Origin of the sequence: Polynucleobacter sp. MWH-P3-07-1, assembly GCF_018687555.1 — a bacterium.
Lineage (GTDB): Bacteria > Pseudomonadota > Gammaproteobacteria > Burkholderiales > Burkholderiaceae > Polynucleobacter.
The window spans coordinates 279,101-296,788 of record NZ_CP061296.1 but is presented as its reverse complement, the minus strand read 5'-3'; the positions used below and the strand labels follow the sequence as shown (position 1 = coordinate 296,788).

General features: G+C 43.1%; 20 protein-coding genes and 1 pseudogene. 2 read left to right on the top strand and 19 right to left on the bottom strand.

All coding sequences use genetic code 11. From position 1 onward, the window contains the following. Positions 1 to 22 precede the first annotated feature (22 nt). From ICU98_RS08960 to ICU98_RS01620, 4 genes and pseudogenes are all read right to left on the bottom strand, one after another. Positions 23 to 1,489, bottom strand: a pseudogene (locus ICU98_RS08960) (ABC transporter ATP-binding protein). Positions 1,490 to 1,761: 272 nt separating this feature from the next. Beyond that, a complete protein-coding gene (locus tag ICU98_RS01630) occupies positions 1,762 to 2,862 on the bottom strand; it encodes a DegT/DnrJ/EryC1/StrS aminotransferase family protein (RefSeq protein ID WP_215352412.1) in 1,101 nt (366 codons plus the stop codon). Beyond that, positions 2,859 to 3,272, bottom strand: a complete 414-nt coding sequence (locus ICU98_RS01625; protein ID WP_215352411.1) for an FdtA/QdtA family cupin domain-containing protein — start codon at positions 3,270 to 3,272, stop codon at positions 2,859 to 2,861. The genes ICU98_RS01630 and ICU98_RS01625 overlap by 4 nt, the downstream gene beginning before the upstream one ends. A gap of 1 nt (position 3,273) precedes the next feature. Continuing rightward, positions 3,274 to 4,422 (bottom strand): glycosyltransferase family 2 protein, encoded by a 1,149-nt coding sequence (locus tag ICU98_RS01620; RefSeq protein WP_215352410.1) that lies wholly within the window; start codon positions 4,420 to 4,422, stop codon positions 3,274 to 3,276. A gap of 95 nt (positions 4,423 to 4,517) precedes the next feature. On the opposite strand from ICU98_RS01620, the gene ICU98_RS01615 reads away from it, so the two are divergent. Continuing rightward, the gene (locus ICU98_RS01615; RefSeq protein WP_215352409.1) at positions 4,518 to 5,393 is read left to right on the top strand and encodes a DUF6492 family protein; all 876 of its coding nucleotides are present in this window, start codon (positions 4,518 to 4,520) and stop codon (positions 5,391 to 5,393) included. 36 nt (positions 5,394 to 5,429) lie between these two features. On the opposite strand, the gene galE is transcribed toward ICU98_RS01615, so the two are convergent. The 8 genes from galE to vapB are packed head-to-tail and all read right to left on the bottom strand — an operon-like array spanning position 5,430 to position 13,283. Then, positions 5,430 to 6,446 carry a UDP-glucose 4-epimerase GalE gene (galE, locus tag ICU98_RS01610; RefSeq protein ID WP_215352408.1) on the bottom strand — a complete coding sequence of 339 codons (1,017 nt, stop codon included), beginning with the start codon at positions 6,444 to 6,446 and terminating at the stop codon, positions 5,430 to 5,432. Then, on the bottom strand, positions 6,443 to 7,828 hold the full coding sequence (locus ICU98_RS01605; protein WP_215352406.1) for an O-antigen ligase family protein: 1,386 nt from the start codon (positions 7,826 to 7,828) through the stop codon (positions 6,443 to 6,445). The genes galE and ICU98_RS01605 overlap by 4 nt, the downstream gene beginning before the upstream one ends. Positions 7,829 to 7,838: 10 nt before the next feature. After that, positions 7,839 to 8,870: a hypothetical protein gene (locus ICU98_RS01600; RefSeq protein WP_251365365.1), complete on the bottom strand. Its 1,032-nt coding sequence runs from the start codon at positions 8,868 to 8,870 to the stop codon at positions 7,839 to 7,841. Positions 8,871 to 8,893: 23 nt separating this feature from the next. Further along, on the bottom strand, positions 8,894 to 9,892 hold the full coding sequence (locus tag ICU98_RS01595; protein ID WP_371818429.1) for a GDP-L-fucose synthase family protein: 999 nt from the start codon (positions 9,890 to 9,892) through the stop codon (positions 8,894 to 8,896). A gap of 43 nt (positions 9,893 to 9,935) precedes the next feature. Beyond that, positions 9,936 to 11,078 carry a GDP-mannose 4,6-dehydratase gene (gmd, locus tag ICU98_RS01590; protein WP_215352400.1) on the bottom strand — a complete coding sequence of 381 codons (1,143 nt, stop codon included), beginning with the start codon at positions 11,076 to 11,078 and terminating at the stop codon, positions 9,936 to 9,938. A 32-nt stretch (positions 11,079 to 11,110) separates the two neighbouring features. Then, complete coding sequence (locus tag ICU98_RS01585) at positions 11,111 to 12,598, bottom strand: mannose-1-phosphate guanylyltransferase/mannose-6-phosphate isomerase (RefSeq protein WP_215352399.1); 1,488 nt, start codon at positions 12,596 to 12,598, stop codon at positions 11,111 to 11,113. Between the two features lie 47 nt (positions 12,599 to 12,645). Further along, on the bottom strand, positions 12,646 to 13,044 hold the full coding sequence (locus ICU98_RS01580) for a type II toxin-antitoxin system VapC family toxin (RefSeq protein WP_215352398.1): 399 nt from the start codon (positions 13,042 to 13,044) through the stop codon (positions 12,646 to 12,648). Next, the gene (gene vapB / locus ICU98_RS01575; protein WP_193441908.1) at positions 13,044 to 13,283 is read right to left on the bottom strand and encodes a type II toxin-antitoxin system VapB family antitoxin; all 240 of its coding nucleotides are present in this window, start codon (positions 13,281 to 13,283) and stop codon (positions 13,044 to 13,046) included. Before vapB ends, ICU98_RS01580 begins: the two co-directional genes overlap by 1 nt. Before the next feature lie 132 nt (positions 13,284 to 13,415). On the opposite strand from vapB, the gene ICU98_RS01570 reads away from it, so the two are divergent. Then, positions 13,416 to 13,562 (top strand): hypothetical protein, encoded by a 147-nt coding sequence (locus ICU98_RS01570; protein ID WP_158526005.1) that lies wholly within the window; start codon positions 13,416 to 13,418, stop codon positions 13,560 to 13,562. A 26-nt stretch (positions 13,563 to 13,588) separates the two neighbouring features. Here the strand turns inward: ICU98_RS01570 and ICU98_RS01565 are convergent, their stop codons facing one another. From ICU98_RS01565 to xerD, 7 genes are all read right to left on the bottom strand, one after another. After that, positions 13,589 to 14,191, bottom strand: a complete 603-nt coding sequence (locus ICU98_RS01565; protein WP_251365364.1) for an HPP family protein — start codon at positions 14,189 to 14,191, stop codon at positions 13,589 to 13,591. Between the two features lie 44 nt (positions 14,192 to 14,235). Next, complete coding sequence (locus tag ICU98_RS01560; RefSeq protein ID WP_215332538.1) at positions 14,236 to 14,544, bottom strand: high-potential iron-sulfur protein; 309 nt, start codon at positions 14,542 to 14,544, stop codon at positions 14,236 to 14,238. Positions 14,545 to 14,701: 157 nt separating this feature from the next. Next, positions 14,702 to 14,920: a hypothetical protein gene (locus ICU98_RS01555; RefSeq protein ID WP_215352397.1), complete on the bottom strand. Its 219-nt coding sequence runs from the start codon at positions 14,918 to 14,920 to the stop codon at positions 14,702 to 14,704. An 8-nt stretch (positions 14,921 to 14,928) separates the two neighbouring features. Next, positions 14,929 to 15,720: a GTP cyclohydrolase I gene (gene folE, locus ICU98_RS01550; protein WP_215352396.1), complete on the bottom strand. Its 792-nt coding sequence runs from the start codon at positions 15,718 to 15,720 to the stop codon at positions 14,929 to 14,931. Between the two features lie 21 nt (positions 15,721 to 15,741). After that, positions 15,742 to 16,113, bottom strand: a complete 372-nt coding sequence (locus tag ICU98_RS01545) for an MAPEG family protein (protein ID WP_215352395.1) — start codon at positions 16,111 to 16,113, stop codon at positions 15,742 to 15,744. 12 nt (positions 16,114 to 16,125) lie between these two features. Continuing rightward, the gene (plsY, locus tag ICU98_RS01540) at positions 16,126 to 16,749 is read right to left on the bottom strand and encodes a glycerol-3-phosphate 1-O-acyltransferase PlsY (protein ID WP_215352394.1); all 624 of its coding nucleotides are present in this window, start codon (positions 16,747 to 16,749) and stop codon (positions 16,126 to 16,128) included. 23 nt (positions 16,750 to 16,772) lie between these two features. After that, the gene (xerD, locus tag ICU98_RS01535) at positions 16,773 to 17,678 is read right to left on the bottom strand and encodes a site-specific tyrosine recombinase XerD (protein ID WP_371818442.1); all 906 of its coding nucleotides are present in this window, start codon (positions 17,676 to 17,678) and stop codon (positions 16,773 to 16,775) included. Between the last annotated feature and the right edge of the window lie 10 nt (positions 17,679 to 17,688).

Below are 17,688 nucleotides of genomic sequence, written 5' to 3'. Positions count from 1 at the left end.
GCCATCTTAAAAAAAGAATCATTCATGCTATTTCAATACCTTGATTTTTAACAACTACCTTTTTAACATTTCTCAATAAATCATCATTATGTGCAATCCAAATCTTGGTTATACCTTTTGTAAACTCAAGAATATTGAGAACAATCTCAGCCTCAAGCTTTGCATCAAGCGCATTTGTTGCTTCATCGAGAACCAATAAAGATCCTCCGCGATACAATGCCCTTGCAATTCCTACCCTTTGGCGTTGTCCACCAGAAAGACTACTGCCACGTTCGCCCACTCTAGTCTCAATGCCCTGGGGTTGTCCATTTATGACCTCATCTAGCCTGGCAGCTTTACATACTTCATCAAGGCGCTGCTCGTCGATATCCTGATTGAGTTGGCCAAATACAATATTTTCTCTAATCGTTCAATCCAAAAGAAAGGTTGTTTGCGGAACATATGCAATATGCTTTTGCCAATCTTTAATAAAAGCTTCCACCTCAATCCCATCGACAAGCAACCGTCCGCTTGTAGGGCGCTGCAATCCGCAAATAATATCTACTAAAGTTGTTTTTCCTGCGCCACTAGGACCAGATAAAAATATAACCTCCCCCTTGCTGATGGAGAAGCTTATATTTTGAAATAGGAGGCTAGTGCTAGATTCATATTGGAATGAAATATTTTTCAATTCGATGCATTGATTGAAGGTCACCTCACCACTTTTTACCTCAAAAGGTGATATATCTTTTTGAGCTAACTCGGTAGCAAGAAGATGAGCACTAGACTCAGAATACCGAAGCGATTGCAGGGCATTGATAATTCTGTTGACACTTGGCATGAGCCTAAAGGCAGCGGCCGCATAAAGACCAATGATTGGCAGCAGCATAGTGGGCTCAATTTCACTAAAAAATCCTACTACTCCTGCCAATACAATTACCGCAAAGATTTCAATAAATAACCTCGGGGCTGCCTGTACTGACTGCTGTTTGACACCAGCAACTACTCCAGCATTCATATGTGCGGCATATGCCGCAGCAAACTTATTTTGAAGAGAACCAATCAGGATTTCTTTAATTGACCCAAACCCCTCTTGGAGGTTTTGCAGTCGCTTCCCCTCATGGAATTGATGATCCTTTCCCCATTTAGCTATCTTTTGATGGGCAAAAGCATAAAAAATATAGCCTAATCCACCAAACAACAAAAAGGAACTTATTGCGCCCAAGGGATTTATGGCAATCAATAAAGAAATTACACCAGATGAAATAAATAACTCGGTAATCAAAAGGCACAAGGGAGAAAGTGCATTATATGCGAATTGACTAGGCTCGCGAATTACATTTCTTAAAAGTTGCGCAGAATTATTTTTCAAGAAAAATGGATAAGGCTGGTTAAGATAAAGCCTATAAATTTTATTTGACAGTGCCTCCTCAACTCCAAATACAAATTTAGCTTGAAAGCGTACTAGAAAAATAAGAAATATATTTTTAATAGCAAAAAGGATGATCATCAATTCCAAAATACTGATCAGGCTCAAATTTTTAATTAAAGAGGAATCAAAAAGATATCCCAAAACTCCAGTAGCTTGAGAATGTGTATTGGATGTAAACGTATAAAGCAAAGGAATAATCATCCCCAAACTCATCATTTCAAGAAGGGTTGCAACCACACTCAGGCAAACAAATAGTTTTGCTGACTTTTTTTGACCTGACTCCAATAAGCTCCAAATAGTGGCGATTATTTTTTCTAGGCTGGTATTTACGTAGCTCATCTTGAATAATTTTATGAAGCTACTTTTAACACCGATTCAACCACTCTATGCATATTTTCGATAGATAGATGTGGTCCAATTGGCAAACTAAATACCTCATCAGAGAGTTTCTCAGCTATCGGAAAATCGCCGCGCACATATCCAAGAGAGCTATATGCCTTCTGTAGGTGTGGAGGAATTGGGTAATGAATGAGAGCGCTTACACCAAGATCATCCAATGCTTTGACAATGTCATTTCTCTTTGAATGACGCAATACATAGAGATGCCAAGAGGATCTGCAACCACTTCCTTGTTTAGGGATATAAAATCCGGCGGGCCCAAACGCATCATCATAAGTTTTTGCAATCTCTGTGCGCCGCACATTCCACTCATCAAGTTTTGAAAGCTTTACCCTCAATATAGCAGCTTGGAGTGGGTCGAGCCTACTATTTAAGCCCTTAACATCGTTTACATATTTACGCTCAGAGCCATAGTTACGCATTACCGCAGCTTTTTTAGCCAGCCCCTCATTATTTGTAGTGATGGCACCACCATCACCAAATGCGCCTAGATTTTTTCCTGGATAGAAGCTCCAGGTGACCATATCAGAATGTGCTCCAATTCTTTGACCCTTATAACTGGCTCCGTGCGCTTGAGCAGCATCCTCAATAACTTTGAGATTAAACTCCTTTGCAAATTTTAATATTTCATCTAACGGAGCTGGTTGACCATACAAATGAACGGCGATAATTGCTTTGGTTTTTTTGGTAACTGATTTTGAAAATAAAGATGGGTCTATGTTATTTGTATCTATGCTCGGCTCAATTGGAACCGGAATAGCGCCACACTGGCTTACGGCCAACCAAGTTGCGATATAAGTGTTTGCAGGAACTAGAACCTCATCGCCTGACCCAATCCCAAGCGATTTCAAGGCAATATAAATTGCATCCAAACCATTGCCCACTCCTACGCAAAATTGAGCTTCACAGAAATGAGCAAACTCACTTTCAAACGTCTCAACCTCTGGTCCAAGAATATAAAATCCAGAATCTAAGACTCGTTTTACAGCAGCATCTATATCAATCTTTAGCTCGGTATACGTCGCTTGTAAATCTAAAAAAGGGATGTTCATTTCCGAGACCTTACTAGCAAATAATCTTTATAGTTCCGAAAATAATCATCCTCTTCATATGGTCTTGATGCCATAACGGTACATACCGAGCCCGACGAAAAATTGTCCAGCTCCCTCCAAATATAGGGGCATACGTAAAGCCCAAAATATGGCCTATTCAAATGAAATCTTTTTTTCTGATTCCCGTCATCCAAAACAACATCAAAACTTCCAGATGAGGCAATGATTAACTGCTCAAGTTGTTTATGGGCATGCCCACCTCGCTCAGCACCCCCAGGAACATCATATAAATAATAGACCCTCTCAATACCAAAAGGAATCTGCTTATTTCCTTCTATGAAAGTTAGATTTCCTCTTTCATCAGCAATCTTGGGCAGGTTAATTAACCTGCATTTCTCTATAAGACTCATATTAAAAATGCCTAAATATATTTAATCTGTTTAAAATTTTTTGCTTTAAAATTTTCATACGCCATGTAAAGTCTTTTTGAAAAGCAAAAAAATAAGAAAAGTCGCGAATATCCTCTTCTAAAAGTTTTGGTCCAAATAGATCTGCGATTAGCGGATACAACAATCTTATGGATTTCGGGGACATCTCCATGCCTCGAATTCTTCTAAAGGCTGATTCATAATTTTGTTGCCTAAGCTCATAGCCAAAAGACCATGCATTCAAAGTATAATCATTTGAATTTTTATAAGCACGATAAGCGCCCTGCTCATCTAAAAATTCTGCTTCTTCGCAATAGAATCCCTCATTTTTTGATTTGTCAGCCAGTACATTAAAAAGATGATGCCCCTTCGCAAGCATTGAAGGGTTGGAGCACGGAAATTCCAAGATTAACCTCCTGACATTCGGGGTGAACTTGTAAAGGCTTTCAAAGAAAATATAAAACCAATTTCTATTTATATTGCCAGCCCTCGCCTCTCTAGAATAATAAGATGGCTGTAGCGGCAACCTTTGGTAGTACATAAACGAACTACCAACCAAGATTTTTTTATTATTTTGCAGCAATCTGAAACCGAACCCCTGAGTATCAAAACTATGATGACTGGGATATCCTCCCACATCGAGAAAAGCTTGTTTAGTAAAGAGGAGGTTTCCCGTAACTGGGCTTGGTATATGTGAGACTAAATCTTCAAATCGAGCAAAGCCGGACTTATATTGAATGATTTTTAAGGGATTTTTAATGTCGGAGGAAAAAAATACTGACTGCGAAGTTGCTACGCCATCCGCATTGTTTAAGTTGAGCTCCTCAATTGCGCGCCCTAAGGAGCCAGGAGCAAGCACATCATCACTATCCAATATGAAAACCAGTGGATATTTTGCAAACTCTACTCCTTTATTACGCGTTGCCCCACCACCTAAATTTTGATCATTCGCCAGAAAAGATATATTAGGGTTGTCACCAAGAAGGCTTTGAATTATTTGAGAGGTTGCATCTTTGGACCCATCATCGACAAAAATAATTTCTTGATCTCTTACTCCGCTATTAAGCACAGAATAATATGACTCTAAAAGAGTTTCGGCGCTGTTATAGGTTGGGATAATAATAGAAAGCACAGTATTTACATTTTAAGAGAATATTGCCCTTATTTTAGATTAACTTTTGAGAATTGAGAGCTGATTAATGGCATTATTACCCTATGCATAAGTTAATGAAACAAATTAAGCTATTACAAGAGCGAGGGCCTTGGAAATACAGTCATTTCCTATTACTAAAGCTCTGCAAATTACTTATGCTTGGCTTTCATTTTCCAGATCTTTGCTTGAGTAAAGGGGTGGACATAGTTTATGTTGTTCACAACAAAGATGCCGGGACATTGGCTCAATCAATCAAGAGTCTAGAGCTCATAAAAAATATCACCATCAACAATATTTTTATCATCACAAATGATGCAACAATGCTTAAAGGTCTTGTCAGAGATGATCGAGTCAGCTTTATAAGCGAAATAGAGGTCTTGGGCTTTAACGTTAATCACTACCAATATCCACTGGAATTTACAGCACTACCAAATAGATCTGGTTGGCTTTATCAGCAATTTCTTAAATTAGGCTGGGCCTATACATCCCCTTCCGAAAACTATATTGTGATTGATGCAGACACGCATTTTATAGAGCCTATTTCTTTTTTTGATAAATCGGATAGGTTTGTTTTTTTTGGAACCGAAGAATGGTGGCCACCATACTTCGCGGCCTTCTTTCTAATATTTAATGAGAAGCATAAAGCGCTGTGGTCTAGAACAGCGCATATGATGATATTTAACAGGCAGCATGTATTGCAAATGCTCTCAGAACTAGAGTCATTACATGGCCTCCCATGGCATGAGGTAATTGCAAAAACTCGTCCATTAAATTCGCATGCCTGTTTTTCTGAATATGAAACCTATGCCAATTGGATGTTGTTACGCCATCCAAACGAATGCTCTGTAAGACCGTCCTACAACACCAATACTAAAAACCCAGAATTAAACCAGGTTAGGGGGCGCTTTAACAGCATTTCAGCTCACTCCTATCTGAACACTGAAACCTAAAACACTCTAAATACTTCACCAGAATCATCAAAGAATTTAATCTTTATGCTTCTGTAAACTGGTAGAGGCCCAACGCCAGGAATCGAAGCACATTTCTCTTAATGTTTTTTTACTCTTCCAGCCCATCTTCAAAAAGGCCATTTCAGGATTGGCATAGCATGCTGCAATATCGCCCGTCCTTCTTGCGCTGATCTCATATGGTATTTTCTTGGATGCTTCATACTCATACAAATTAACTAATTCAAGAACACTGCAGCCGTTGCCGGTACCCAAATTCATGACAGAAAACGCTTCATTATGATTGCCGACGTAGTCCAAGGCTGCCAAGTGTCCTTCGGCCAAATCCATGACATGGATATAGTCTCTAACCCCTGTCCCATCGGGCGTATCGTAATCATTCCCATATATTTTTAATTTATCCAAAATGCCATAGGCCACCTGGGAAATGTAGGGCATAAGATTATTAGGCGTGCCATTCGGGTCCTCGCCGATCAAACCAGACTCATGGGCCCCAACAGGATTAAAGTACCTCAAGGCAAAAATTCTCCAACTGCTATCTGACTTAGCTAAATCACTCAGGATTTGTTCAATTTGGAGTTTTGTTTTTCCATAAGGACTTTCTGGATCGGTTGGATGCTTTTCATCTATTGGCAAGTAGTGTGGCACTCCGTAAACAGTTGCACTGGAGCTAAAAATAAGAATCTTAACGCTACAAGACTTCATTGCCATTAACAAAGAAATGGTGCCTGCTACGTTGTTATCGTAGTAAGCAAGCGGATCTTCTGATGATTCACCAACCGCCTTAAGGCCTGCAAAGTGTAAAACAGCATCAATTTTGTAATACTGTAATGTTTGTTTGACTAGCGATCGATTTCTTATATCTCCGTCAATACAAACAATTAGCTTACCGGTAATTTTCTCCAGTCGATTTAAAACACTTCTTTTACTGTTTGAAAAATTATCAAAAATAATTACTTCATGACCTTCCTGCATCAACACAACAGCAGTATGGCTTCCAATATACCCAGCACCACCTGTCAATAAAATATTCAAGGCCCAATTCCTGTTTGTTTTTGGGATGGCAGGATTTGCCTTATTGCAACCAGCAGACCTCCCGATAATGCTATAAAAAACATCATTTCATCAAAAAACACTTTTTGACTAATCTCAGCAGTACACCAAATCAAAACAAAGCTCATTAGCGTCCAGAGCGCCATCAATCTCCATTGGCCAAAATGATCAACTTCGGATGGCTTTAACTCCAACAACCCCTTCAGGCAAGTAAATATGGCCCCAAATATAAGTAGCATCCCAGGTATGCCAATGCCTAATGTTAAATCCAACCAGCCGCTATGACTTTGAGTCAGGCAGGAGTCGGGCCACACTTCTTTGCCAATATGCCCAAAGGATCGCTCTACCAGACCATAACCCAAGGGGTATTGGGGGATTAACTTCAATGCATTAATACCCCAAGCAACTCGTGAGTAATTAGTATCAGAAACTTGCTCGCCGAGTTCATTTATAGGCAAACTTTTTCCGGGAACCTGGCACTTCCAAGACTCACTATTTTCAGCTTGGGTTGCCACCTTAGCATCGGCTAAAAAAGTCTCCCAAGAATGATTCTGCTTAATGTGATTACCGATAAAAATACTAAATCCTAAAATGGTGGTGGCCACTAAAACCAAAATCTTGATGGGGGCAGCCTTAAAGTATCTGTAAATAATCAGTCCAATAAAAACCAAAGTAAATACAAAGGAATAGAGCACCCCGTTTTTAATGTTCTCAGCATAAAAAACAAATAAGACTGCCGGGATCGTGCATGCATACGCAAAATTTGACCATGTCAACCATTTTCCATTTGTAGTTTGGAGATAAATCTGCCCAAGTGCTACCGCAAGTACGGGTATGCAAAAACCCATATAGGCTGTCTTTGCAACATAAATATGCCAGTACGCGCCCACATTCAAGCCACTCTTTTTCTCGTAATAAAGCAATCCAAACTTGAGTATGTATATTAAAGTTGGCAATAGTAAGCCAAGATAAAAAATAGGCCAAAGCCATTGCCGCACCTTAAATGAAGCAGCGGGAATACTTAAACCAAAGCCTACAGCAAAGATCACACCGATCAAGCTACGCTTCCAAATGCTTTGAAATTCACCCCATTGCAAAGTAAAGTTATTACTCAGAAAAAGTAAATGGAATATAGCCCAGAAAAATAGTGCAATGATTAAATAAAGGGGTGTGATTTTTTTATTAGCCAAAAAGGTACGGCAAGCGTAGATCTGATAAAGACCGATAAAAGCACCCATCCCTAAACAGAGATTGCGCATAAAGATCGTCTTCGGTAATGCCCAAATGGCAAATAAAATGGCAAATAAAATCGCTTGAGCGAGTAGCAAAAAGTCTGCCCTGGTCAACCGAGATCGTAGATGCATACAAGTCATTTTATAAATAGCGTTTTTTTAGAAGATTGCGAATTTTTCGCTCAAAGCGATAACCTTCAATTGCCAGCTTATCCAGTGCATTAATCGACTTAGGATCAAAGTTTGCGCCTTTGATAAATACCTCATCAAATTTTGGCATCACCGCTTGCGCAGAAAAATCTAAACTGTAGGCATCCCAATTCTTCTCATATTGCCATTTTCGGTTAAACCCTAGGAGGAGCTCTTCTAGATCATTTCTGCCTTTATAGAGTAGCGCCTTATCGCCTAAGATTTCAATATGACTGCGCTGTGGAGACATAGCGTAGGTCATCACCGGCTTGTTCTTAATAGAGAATTCTCCACAAGCTAATCCATAACTCTCACCAATACCCCTTGCATGAATCATGCCATCAGCAGTGTTAATGAAGCGCATCTTGTAATGGATGTCTGAATTACCAGGCAAGAAGATCAAGCGTTCATGTTTTGCAAAAGGCGCAAAGTTCATGAAGACAAAATACAGATCTGTGCGTTTAGCCAGCGCCTTCAAAATAGTGTCGTGCACGAAAGGTAAGTTAAAGCTATCTGACCCTCCGTAACTCGCCAGCACTGTAGCTTCCTCTGGAATATTGAGCTCTTTACGAAGGTCGCCTTCTACATTTGGCAAATCAATCATATGCGGCACAAACGGTACTTTGCCATTGGAATACTCTTTAGACAGCCACTCTGATACAAGGGCTAATTTATCCCCATGAAACTGCTCTACCTTGGTTGGAAATACCGCATGCACTGCACAAGGCACATTGCTAATGATGTCGCCATCACGCTCACCCGATTTAATGAAATACAGCAAATCGAGTTTTTCTTGATCGGCAAGACGTGCTAAATACTCTGTGTCTTGGTAAGCAAAGATTTTAAAATGCTGCTCAAACTTACTAACGACGGTTGGCTCACTAGGCAATTTACTTTTGTAAAACACCAGTGATTCATTTTGTAAAAGCGATTGGTTGTGTAGCGCGTAATCAAAGACGGCAATCTCTGCGCCGCGGAACGACAAATTATTGGTGTGAAAGCCAATTCTCAAGACACTCTTCCTACTGGGCCATCTGAATCCATTTTTAAGAAATCGCCATAGGCTTGTTTGAGACCCACTTCTAAATCTACTGTGGCTTGCCACCCCAGACGATTCAATCTACCTGAATCCATCCACTTTCTAGGGGTGCCATCGGGCTTTGATGTATCAAACCCAATCTTGCCAGCATAGCCAGTGGCTTTTGCTACAGCATCAGCTAATTGTGCAATGGTCACATCGTCACCATAGCCTACATTGATGTGACTTTGCATCGGCTCGGTATGTTGGTCATAAATATCTTTAGACAGTTCCATCACAAAGACGCAAGCAGCGGCCATATCATCTACATAGAGAAACTCACGCTTTGGAGTGCCCGTTCCCCAGATGAGTACCTCTGGAGCATTGGCTTCTTTGGCTTCATGAAAGCGTCGAATCAGCGCAGGGATCACGTGACTATTTTCAGGATGGTAGTTGTCGCCTGGGCCATAGAGATTGGTTGGCATGACCGAGCGGTAGTCAATCCCATGGCTTTGCCCGTACTGGCGGTTATAACTCTCGCATAACTTGATACCTGCAATCTTTGCAATGGCATAAGGCTCATTAGTGGGCTCTAACGTTCCAGTGAGTAGGGCATTTTCAGCCATGGGCTGTGGAGCAAGCTTAGGATAAATACAGCTTGAGCCTAAAAAAAGCAGCTTTTTTACCCCTGCCGCAAATGCCTGATGAATAACATTTGCCTCCATCATGAGGTTTTGGTAAATAAATTCAGCTGGGTAGGTATTGTTTGCATAAATACCGCCGACCTTAGCTGCTGCTAAATAAACCTGGGCAGGCTTTTCTTGTTGAAAAAAGACCTTTACTTGTGCTTGATTGGTTAAATCCAGTTCAGCATGCGTGCGAGTAACAATGTTGTTATAACCGTGCGCTACTAAATTACGCACAATGGCTGACCCAACCATACCCCGATGGCCAGCAACATAGATCTTTTGGTTTAAATCAGTAGGCACGATGTTTTTTCTTTTTGCTTTTCTTTTGAATTTATTCTTATTTTTAATTCTCTTTACCAATCGCCACACTAAAGCCATGCTTCTTTAGAAGCGCATGTTGTTTAGCTTGATCAAGGTCATTCGCTACCATCTCAACAATCATCTCATCAATCGTAATTTCAGGCACCCAACCCAGTTTCGCCTTGGCTTTGCTTGGATCGCCCAGAAGAGTTTCGACCTCTGTTGGACGATAGTAACGAGGATCAATTTTGATAATCACATCACCGGCTTTGAGTGCAGGGGCTTTATCTCCGTCAACAGCAGCAACGATGCCCTGCTCTTGCTCTGCCTTGCCCTCAAAGCGCATGGTGATGCCCAATTGCTTGGCACTACGGATAATAAATTCACGAACACTAAATTGCACACCCGTAGCAATGACAAAATCGTCAGGCTGCTCTTGTTGCAACATCAACCATTGCATACGGACATAGTCTTTAGCATGACCCCAGTCACGCAAGGCGTCCATATTGCCCATGTATAAGCATTGCTCTAGGCCTTGGGCAATATTGGATAAACCGCGTGTGATTTTTCTGGTAACAAAGGTTTCACCACGGCGTTCAGATTCATGGTTAAAGAGAATGCCGTTACAGGCATACATGCCATAGGCTTCGCGGTAGTTCACAGTAATCCAGTAGGCATAGAGCTTGGCTACGGCATAAGGACTGCGGGGATAGAACGGTGTCGTTTCTTTTTGGGGAATCTCTTGCACTAAGCCATAGAGCTCTGAGGTAGAAGCTTGATAAAAACGGGTTTTCTTCTCCAAGCCCAGAATACGAATAGCTTCCAAAATCCGCAAGGGTCCAATCGCATCCACATCTGCCGTGTACTCGGGCGATTCAAAAGAAACCGCAACGTGGCTTTGGGCACCCAAGTTGTAGATCTCATCTGGCTGAGTTTGTTGGATGATGCGGGTCAAGTTACTGGAATCAGTCAAGTCACCGTAATGTAATACAAAGTGACGATGATTGATATGTAGGTCTTGATAAAGATGATCGACGCGCTCGGTATTAAACGAAGAGGCGCGGCGCTTAATACCGTGGACCATGTAGCCTTTTTCCAATAAGAACTCAGCCAAATAGGATCCGTCTTGTCCGGTAATACCGGTGATTAGGGCGACTTTTTGTTTCGCAGTTTTATCGTTCGTCATATGAATTTCTCTTGCTTGTAATCTTGTATTTTCTAACTACGTCCGTAGGTATCTTCAAAACGCACAATGTCGTCCTCGCCTAAATAACTACCCGACTGTACTTCGATAATTTCTAAAGGCTCTTTGCCAGGGTTGGCCAAGCGATGGGTCTGCCCCTGGGGAATAAACGTACTTTGATTTTCTTGTAAGGTGATTACCTGATCGCCATTGGTAATCTGCGCAATCCCCTTAACCACGATCCAATGCTCTGCGCGGTGGTGATGCATTTGCAAGGACAGGCTGGCGCCCGGCTTTACCTGAATACGTTTCACTTTAAAGCGCTCGCCCTCGTCCACACTGTCATACCAACCCCAAGGCCGAGCAACCTTACGATGGAGATTCTTCTCTTCCCGCTTTTGCGCATCTAATTGAGAGACGATGTGTTTCACATCCTGGCTGTTGGCTCTATCGGCTACTAATACGGCATCCGCTGTTTCAATAATCACTAAATTATCAATACCCACGGTACTGACTAAACGGGTACTGGCGTGGACTAAAGAGTTCTTGGTATTGGAGAGTAAGGTATCGCCACTCGTGACGTTACCATTACCATCTTGGCTACCCACTTGCCAAACGGCATCCCAAGCACCCAAGTCATTCCAACCGGCATTGAGCTCTACCATCTTGACACTAAAACTGGTGCCCGGGCATTTTTCAATCACTGCATAGTCAATCGACTCGCTCGGGATTGTGTTGAACAATTCTTTATCAGGACGAAAAAAACCCACATCTCCAGATTGATCGATTGTTTTACCTTGCCAAGCAGTTTCTGTAGCGCCAAAAATATCGGGTCTGAATTCTTTTAAAGCTGCCAACCAAGTACTCGCGCGCAGGACAAACATCCCGCTATTCCACAGATAGTTTCCATCAGCTAAATAACTCTGCGCAGTTTTGCTATCTGGCTTTTCTACAAACTTGGCAACGGTGTATTCATGATGAGCGCCCTGCTCTTGCATACGCTCAATATAGCCATAACCCGTCTCAGGCGCTGTGGGTGTGATCCCTAAAATGGCAATCGTCTTTTTGCTTTGATCTGTACTAACTACTGCAATGCACTCTTGCAAAGCTTTAACAAATGCAGCCGTGTTTTGTACAGTTTGATCCGCAGGGGTAATCACCAAAATTGGATCAAGCTCAGTATTGGGTCCGCCATCGCGCGCCTGAAAGGCTGCTAGAGTTAAGGCCGGTGCAGTATTGCGACCGATAGGCTCTAGTAATAGCGTGGCTTTGATACTGGGCAATTCACGCAATTGATCTAAAGCCAAAAAGCGATGCTCTTCATTAGTCACGATTAAGGTTGGACCTAAATCAATATCTTGATTGGTAATTGCATTAATGCGCTCAATCGCTTCTTGAAACAAACTGAGTTTTGAGTCGCCGCCAGACAGAACTAAAAATTGCTTAGGAAAGCCCGAGCGTGATAAAGGCCAAAGACGAGTGCCGGAACCACCACAAAGGATAACGGGGGTAACGCTTGTCATAAGGCTGATTAATCCTAATTTTCTGAATGGATCGATTTTATAGGCTTTTAAACCCAATTCTCTAACGCAAGGTTTGGCACCCTTTTGAACTCTCTTAAATTGTTACTGACTAGAATGAGGCCCTGGCTAATTGCATGGGCAGCAATATGAATGTCATTCTCTCCGATAAGTTCCCCACGCTTCTCTAAGCCAGCTTTAATTTGCCCATACTGCTGGGATGCTTTAGCGTCATAGGAAAAAACATCAAGGTGGCTCACAAAATCCTCAACAGCCTCAAGATTTTTATCGACATTGGCGCTCTTTTCAGCGCCATAGATGAGCTCTGAGAGGGTGATGCTTGAAATTGCGATACGATTGGCATTTTTATTAAAGGTTTCCAGGGCCTCAATGGGCCTGCGCTTGAGAACATAAATCACGATATTGGTATCAAGTAAATACTTGATCATCAGAGAGACTCTCGAACTGCAGGTTTTTGCTCTCCACGCTCGCTCATAAAGTCGTCAGTCACTAGTGGGCCGCTAAGAAAGAAATGGTCCCAGGTATTTTCAATAGGGGTGATGATCCTCTCGTGGCCACGGGTGCGCACAATGACCTTTTTCACCGCATCAGGTAAACGAGCCTCAGTGGGTAGACGCACTGCTTGAGAGCGATTGTTGGTAAAAACTGTGGAAGTAGTAATAGCCATGAACGCCTCCTTTGTATATAGCATAAGTATATAGCATCATTTTGATGGGGTCAATCCCGTTTTAGGGCAAACTCTTTTAGGGGCAGGTATTTCAATTTTGTAGGCTGTTGATAAAAAATAGAGGAGATTTTCATGAGCACAGGCAATATCCCCAAAATCAATTTACGCAATTCGGTCTCAGAATGCGGTCAATCGGTTCGTAAAGAGAACTTTGGCAAATTTCAAAACTACAGCATTAAAGACTGTAAAGCCTCAATCGCTGCTGGCAAAGTCCAATAGAATTTGATTGCCCTATTCCTAACCCCTTATTTGGGGTGGTTGGGGTAAGGTTTGCCCGTCAGATTGCTATAAATGGCTCCTGCCAGAATCAGCAGTACCGAATCGACCATCACTGGAAAAAAAGCATAACGGTAATGCAAAACATGCCCAAGTACAGCAATGAGGGCAACTGCAGCAGCTGGTGGGTGCAGGCAGCGCAGCATAAACATCCCTAAAATCGACAGCGAAACGGCGAGCGCCAAAGTCACTGAAATGGGTAAATCCGTAAAGTGGGCGCAGCTGATGCCCACTAAAGCTGAGAGCGTATTACCAGCAATCACCGCCCAAGGCTGGGCTAGAGGACTTTGCGGAAGTGCAAAAACCAGCAATGCACTCGCCCCCAAAGAGGCCATTAGCCACTCATCAATACCTACTGTCTCACCAAGGTACCTAGCGATAGTGAGCACTAACATTATGCCAATAAACGCCCCAAAAACAGTTCTGGCGCGCTCCTGCCAACTCACAGCAGGCTGGTCTCCACCTAGGTACAAGGAATAGTGCTTGAATGCTTCTTTAAGGGTGCGCATAGCCTTCTTTTTAGCATGTTGTGGTTTGCCAAAGAAAAAGCCACCCTGGGGTGGCTTTTTCAATCATCACCATCAAAGGTGATAAATCAATTGCTCTAGGGTCTAACTTAAGCCTTTTTAGCGTAAGCCGAGCACCAGCCAGCGCCTGCAACTTGCTTACCGGCAAACAATGCGCAGCCACCAGCAGCAGAACCTGCAGCACCTTGATACAAGGCACAGTTGCCACAATGGGAGCCGGCAACGAATTTAGCGTACTTTGCTTTATCTACCTTAGAGGCATCAGCCACATAACCCAATGCAACAGCCTGAGGATCGGTAGGGGCAACCATTGCTTGCGCTTGTACTTTGCCATTCAAAGCCAAAGTTGCAGCACCAGCAGCGGAAAGAATCATGAATTGGCGACGACTGTTTTGCATACGATCTCCAGAAAATTAAGTGAAAACACAAGAAACTGGACAGATCATAAAACAGAAGATTTTTAACTGTTAGTGCTCGCTTAAGAGCATGATTTCATTGACTATTTACTTGAGAATTGTTCTCAAAGGAAAAAACGGTGAGCTTGGATTGCCAGTCCTAGTGCCAACCCTTAAGGTTCATACAAGAGATGCGTTGCTTAATCTGTACACCGCCAGATGACTCTGGATAAACCTCAATGCAATCATTAAGGTCTTGATTAAACGTTTTGGGATTATTTTTCGCTGGATCGCCATTAGTCTTGGGAAATTGCGGTCCTCCACAAGCGATCAGGCTTAACGCTAATGCGCATGGAAGCAGAAGGTGCACAAGCGACATTTGTCGTCTCATCGCCTGTCTATCAATGCCAAGAACTCACGACGCAAATTAGAGTCTTTCAAGAAAGAGCCGCGCATCACGCTATTGATCATTTTGGAGTCACGATCTTTCACGCCCCGCCACTGCATGCAAAAGTGATCAGCTTCCATCACCACTGCGACGCCAATGGGCTTAATCTTTTTCTCAAGCATGTCGGCTAGCTCGACCACCGCTTCTTCCTGAATTTGCGGGCGACACATTACCCACTCAGTCAGACGGGAGTACTTTGATAAGCCAATTAAGGCTGAAGTCTTGCTTGGTAAAACGCCAATCCAAATACGGCCCATGATTGGGCATAGATGGTGCGAGCAAGCACTACGTACAGTAATCGGCCCGATAATCATCAGCTCATTTAGATGGCTGACATTAGGAAACTTAGTTAAGGTGGGCTGATCTACGTAGCGTCCATTAAATACCTCTTGCACAAACATCTTGGCAACCCGCTCACTCGTTTTTTGAGTGTTGTGATCATTCTCAGTATCGATCACCAAGCTCTCCAAAACGCCTTGCATCTTTTGGGCAACCTCATCAACCAGTTGCTCTAACTCACCAGGTTGAATGAAAGCAGAAATATTGTCATTGGCATGAAAGCGCGCCTTTTGCGCTTCAATGCGGCGGCGAATAATCACTGATAAGGGGGTACCAGCATCACTCTTAGATGCTGCGCCCACAGTTTTCTTAGTGCCCACTTTGTTAGCAGGCGCCAGCTTGGTAGCTGGCTTCTTTGCAACCGTTTTTTTAGGGATAGGTGTAGTGGGCATAAAGATGAGGTGGTGAGTAAATTAGATTTGACAAAAGATCGCGACTATACAGGCAATACCGCAGGCCCACACAATGGATCTTGCAGTAGGCCAATTTCCAACATAACAAATAAGATAAATAATGCGGGTAGCCACGAAGGCTAAGGCTAGAAGATCTAAATAGGCTTGCGGTGCATGCGCAATGGACGCAATGATGACTGCAGCAAAAAAGAGGGGAAGCGATTCAAACAAATTGGCCTGCGCAGCATTCGCTCTGGCCCGAAAGCCCTCTTGTTTTGAGAGCCACTCACGGGGCCGGCTGTTGTCGTAGTTCTGAAAACCTTTTTTAGCAATTCCAGCGGCGACATAAGGTAGCAAACCCATAAAGAGGATGCAAGCATAGGCGATGGTCATAGATATTCTCTCTTAGGCTTTCTTTGAACCAATCCGGGTTTCGGATCCATCTAATAATTTGACGATGTTATTCCGATGACGCCAGAGCATTAATACACACAGGCAGGTTAGAGTCAGACCCATTGGCTCAACTCCGAATAGAAAGACACAATAGACCGGTGCAAAAATGGCGGCGCACATGGCTGCCAAGGAAGAGTAACGGGTAAAGAAAGCCACAATCAACCAAGTGCTTAATGTGGCTAAGCCCAATATCCAGTTGATGCCAAACAAAATACCGCAGGCGGTAGCAACCCCTTTGCCTCCTCTAAATCCATGAAAGACTGGAAAGAGGTGTCCTAAAAAGACCGCCAAGACAACGCCACAGAGCACCCAAGAGTTGAGGGTTGCTGCTAAAGAGTTATCACCCAAGATCCAGCGTGCTAACACTAGGGCAATAAAGCCTTTAGACCCATCACCAACCAGAGTGAGGACAGCTGCTTTTTTATTACCCGTACGCAATACATTGGTAGCGCCTGGATTACCCGATCCATAGGAGTAGGGATCCGGCAATTGCATGCTTTTACTCACAATGACGGCAAAGGAGATGGAGCCGATCAAGTAAGCAAGGGGGATTAATAGCCAGAGCAATAAGTTCATAGCCCTATCTTAACCACTTATGCTCAAGCACCACGCGGATGGTGTTGCTGATGAATTGATTTGAGGCGTTCACGTGCCACGTGCGTATAGATCTGGGTGGTCGAGATATCAGCATGACCCAACAGGAGTTGGACGACCCGCAAATCAGCGCCATGGTTTAGTAAATGGGTAGCAAAGGCATGACGCAAGGTGTGCGGTGATAGCGCAACCGAGATATTGGCAACCAAGGCATAGCGTTTAATTAAGGCCCAAAAGGCTTGGCGAGTGAGTGCTGTTCCCGTATGTCTGCCAATAAACACCGCATCACTAGTTTTGCCTTCCAGGATGAGTGTTCTTGCTTCAGCCAAGTAGCGACGCAACCACTGTCCGGCTTCTGCACCAAATGGCACAAGACGTTCTTTACCGCCCTTACCATTTACCACCCTCACAACGCCTTCATTCAGCCCCAAGGCAACCGTCTTTAAGGAAACGATTTCGGAGACGCGCAGGCCACTGGCATACATTAGTTCTAACATCGTGCGATCCCGCAGTCCCAAAGGCGTATCAATATCTGGGGCATTGAGTAAATCAGTGACTTGCGCCTCAGAGAGTGTCTTCGGAAAACGCAAGGCTTGCTTAGCGGCTCGCAATCCCAAGCAAGGATCTGCCTTTACTAAATTCATGCGTAGCGCATGACGGTAAAACCTTTTAAAGACGGTTAAGCGTCGATTAGCCGTAGTCGCCTTGTCACTTCGCTTGGAAGCAATATAGGCAGTGAGCTCTTTTTCACCAATGGCATATAAATCGATTGCGCCATTTTGGGTATAGAGCCACTGCGCAAAGAGCAGTAAATCACGCCGATAGGCCGCTAGGCTGTTTTGTGACAAGCCATCTTCTAACCAACAAGCATCACAAAATTGGTCAATGGCTTGTTGGCTTGATTGATTAATCAAGGTATTC

Bases quoted from the DNA above. Each gene is read 5' to 3' on its own strand.
- ICU98_RS01630 (WP_215352412.1), bottom strand. From the start codon at position 2,862: ATGAACATCCCTTTTTTAGATTTACAAGCGACGTATACCGAGCTAAAG.
- ICU98_RS01625 (WP_215352411.1), bottom strand. From the start codon at position 3,272: ATGAGTCTTATAGAGAAATGCAGGTTAATTAACCTGCCCAAGATTGCT.
- ICU98_RS01615 (WP_215352409.1), top strand. From the start codon at position 4,518: ATGAAACAAATTAAGCTATTACAAGAGCGAGGGCCTTGGAAATACAGT.
- ICU98_RS01605 (WP_215352406.1), bottom strand. From the start codon at position 7,828: ATGCATCTACGATCTCGGTTGACCAGGGCAGACTTTTTGCTACTCGCT.
- gmd (WP_215352400.1), bottom strand. From the start codon at position 11,078: ATGACGAACGATAAAACTGCGAAACAAAAAGTCGCCCTAATCACCGGT.
- ICU98_RS01585 (WP_215352399.1), bottom strand. From the start codon at position 12,598: ATGACAAGCGTTACCCCCGTTATCCTTTGTGGTGGTTCCGGCACTCGT.
- ICU98_RS01580 (WP_215352398.1), bottom strand. From the start codon at position 13,044: ATGATCAAGTATTTACTTGATACCAATATCGTGATTTATGTTCTCAAG.
- vapB (WP_193441908.1), bottom strand. From the start codon at position 13,283: ATGGCTATTACTACTTCCACAGTTTTTACCAACAATCGCTCTCAAGCA.
- ICU98_RS01570 (WP_158526005.1), top strand. From the start codon at position 13,416: ATGAGCACAGGCAATATCCCCAAAATCAATTTACGCAATTCGGTCTCA.
- ICU98_RS01560 (WP_215332538.1), bottom strand. From the start codon at position 14,544: ATGCAAAACAGTCGTCGCCAATTCATGATTCTTTCCGCTGCTGGTGCT.
- ICU98_RS01555 (WP_215352397.1), bottom strand. From the start codon at position 14,920: ATGTCGCTTGTGCACCTTCTGCTTCCATGCGCATTAGCGTTAAGCCTG.
- folE (WP_215352396.1), bottom strand. From the start codon at position 15,720: ATGCCCACTACACCTATCCCTAAAAAAACGGTTGCAAAGAAGCCAGCT.
- ICU98_RS01545 (WP_215352395.1), bottom strand. From the start codon at position 16,113: ATGACCATCGCCTATGCTTGCATCCTCTTTATGGGTTTGCTACCTTAT.
- plsY (WP_215352394.1), bottom strand. From the start codon at position 16,749: ATGAACTTATTGCTCTGGCTATTAATCCCCCTTGCTTACTTGATCGGC.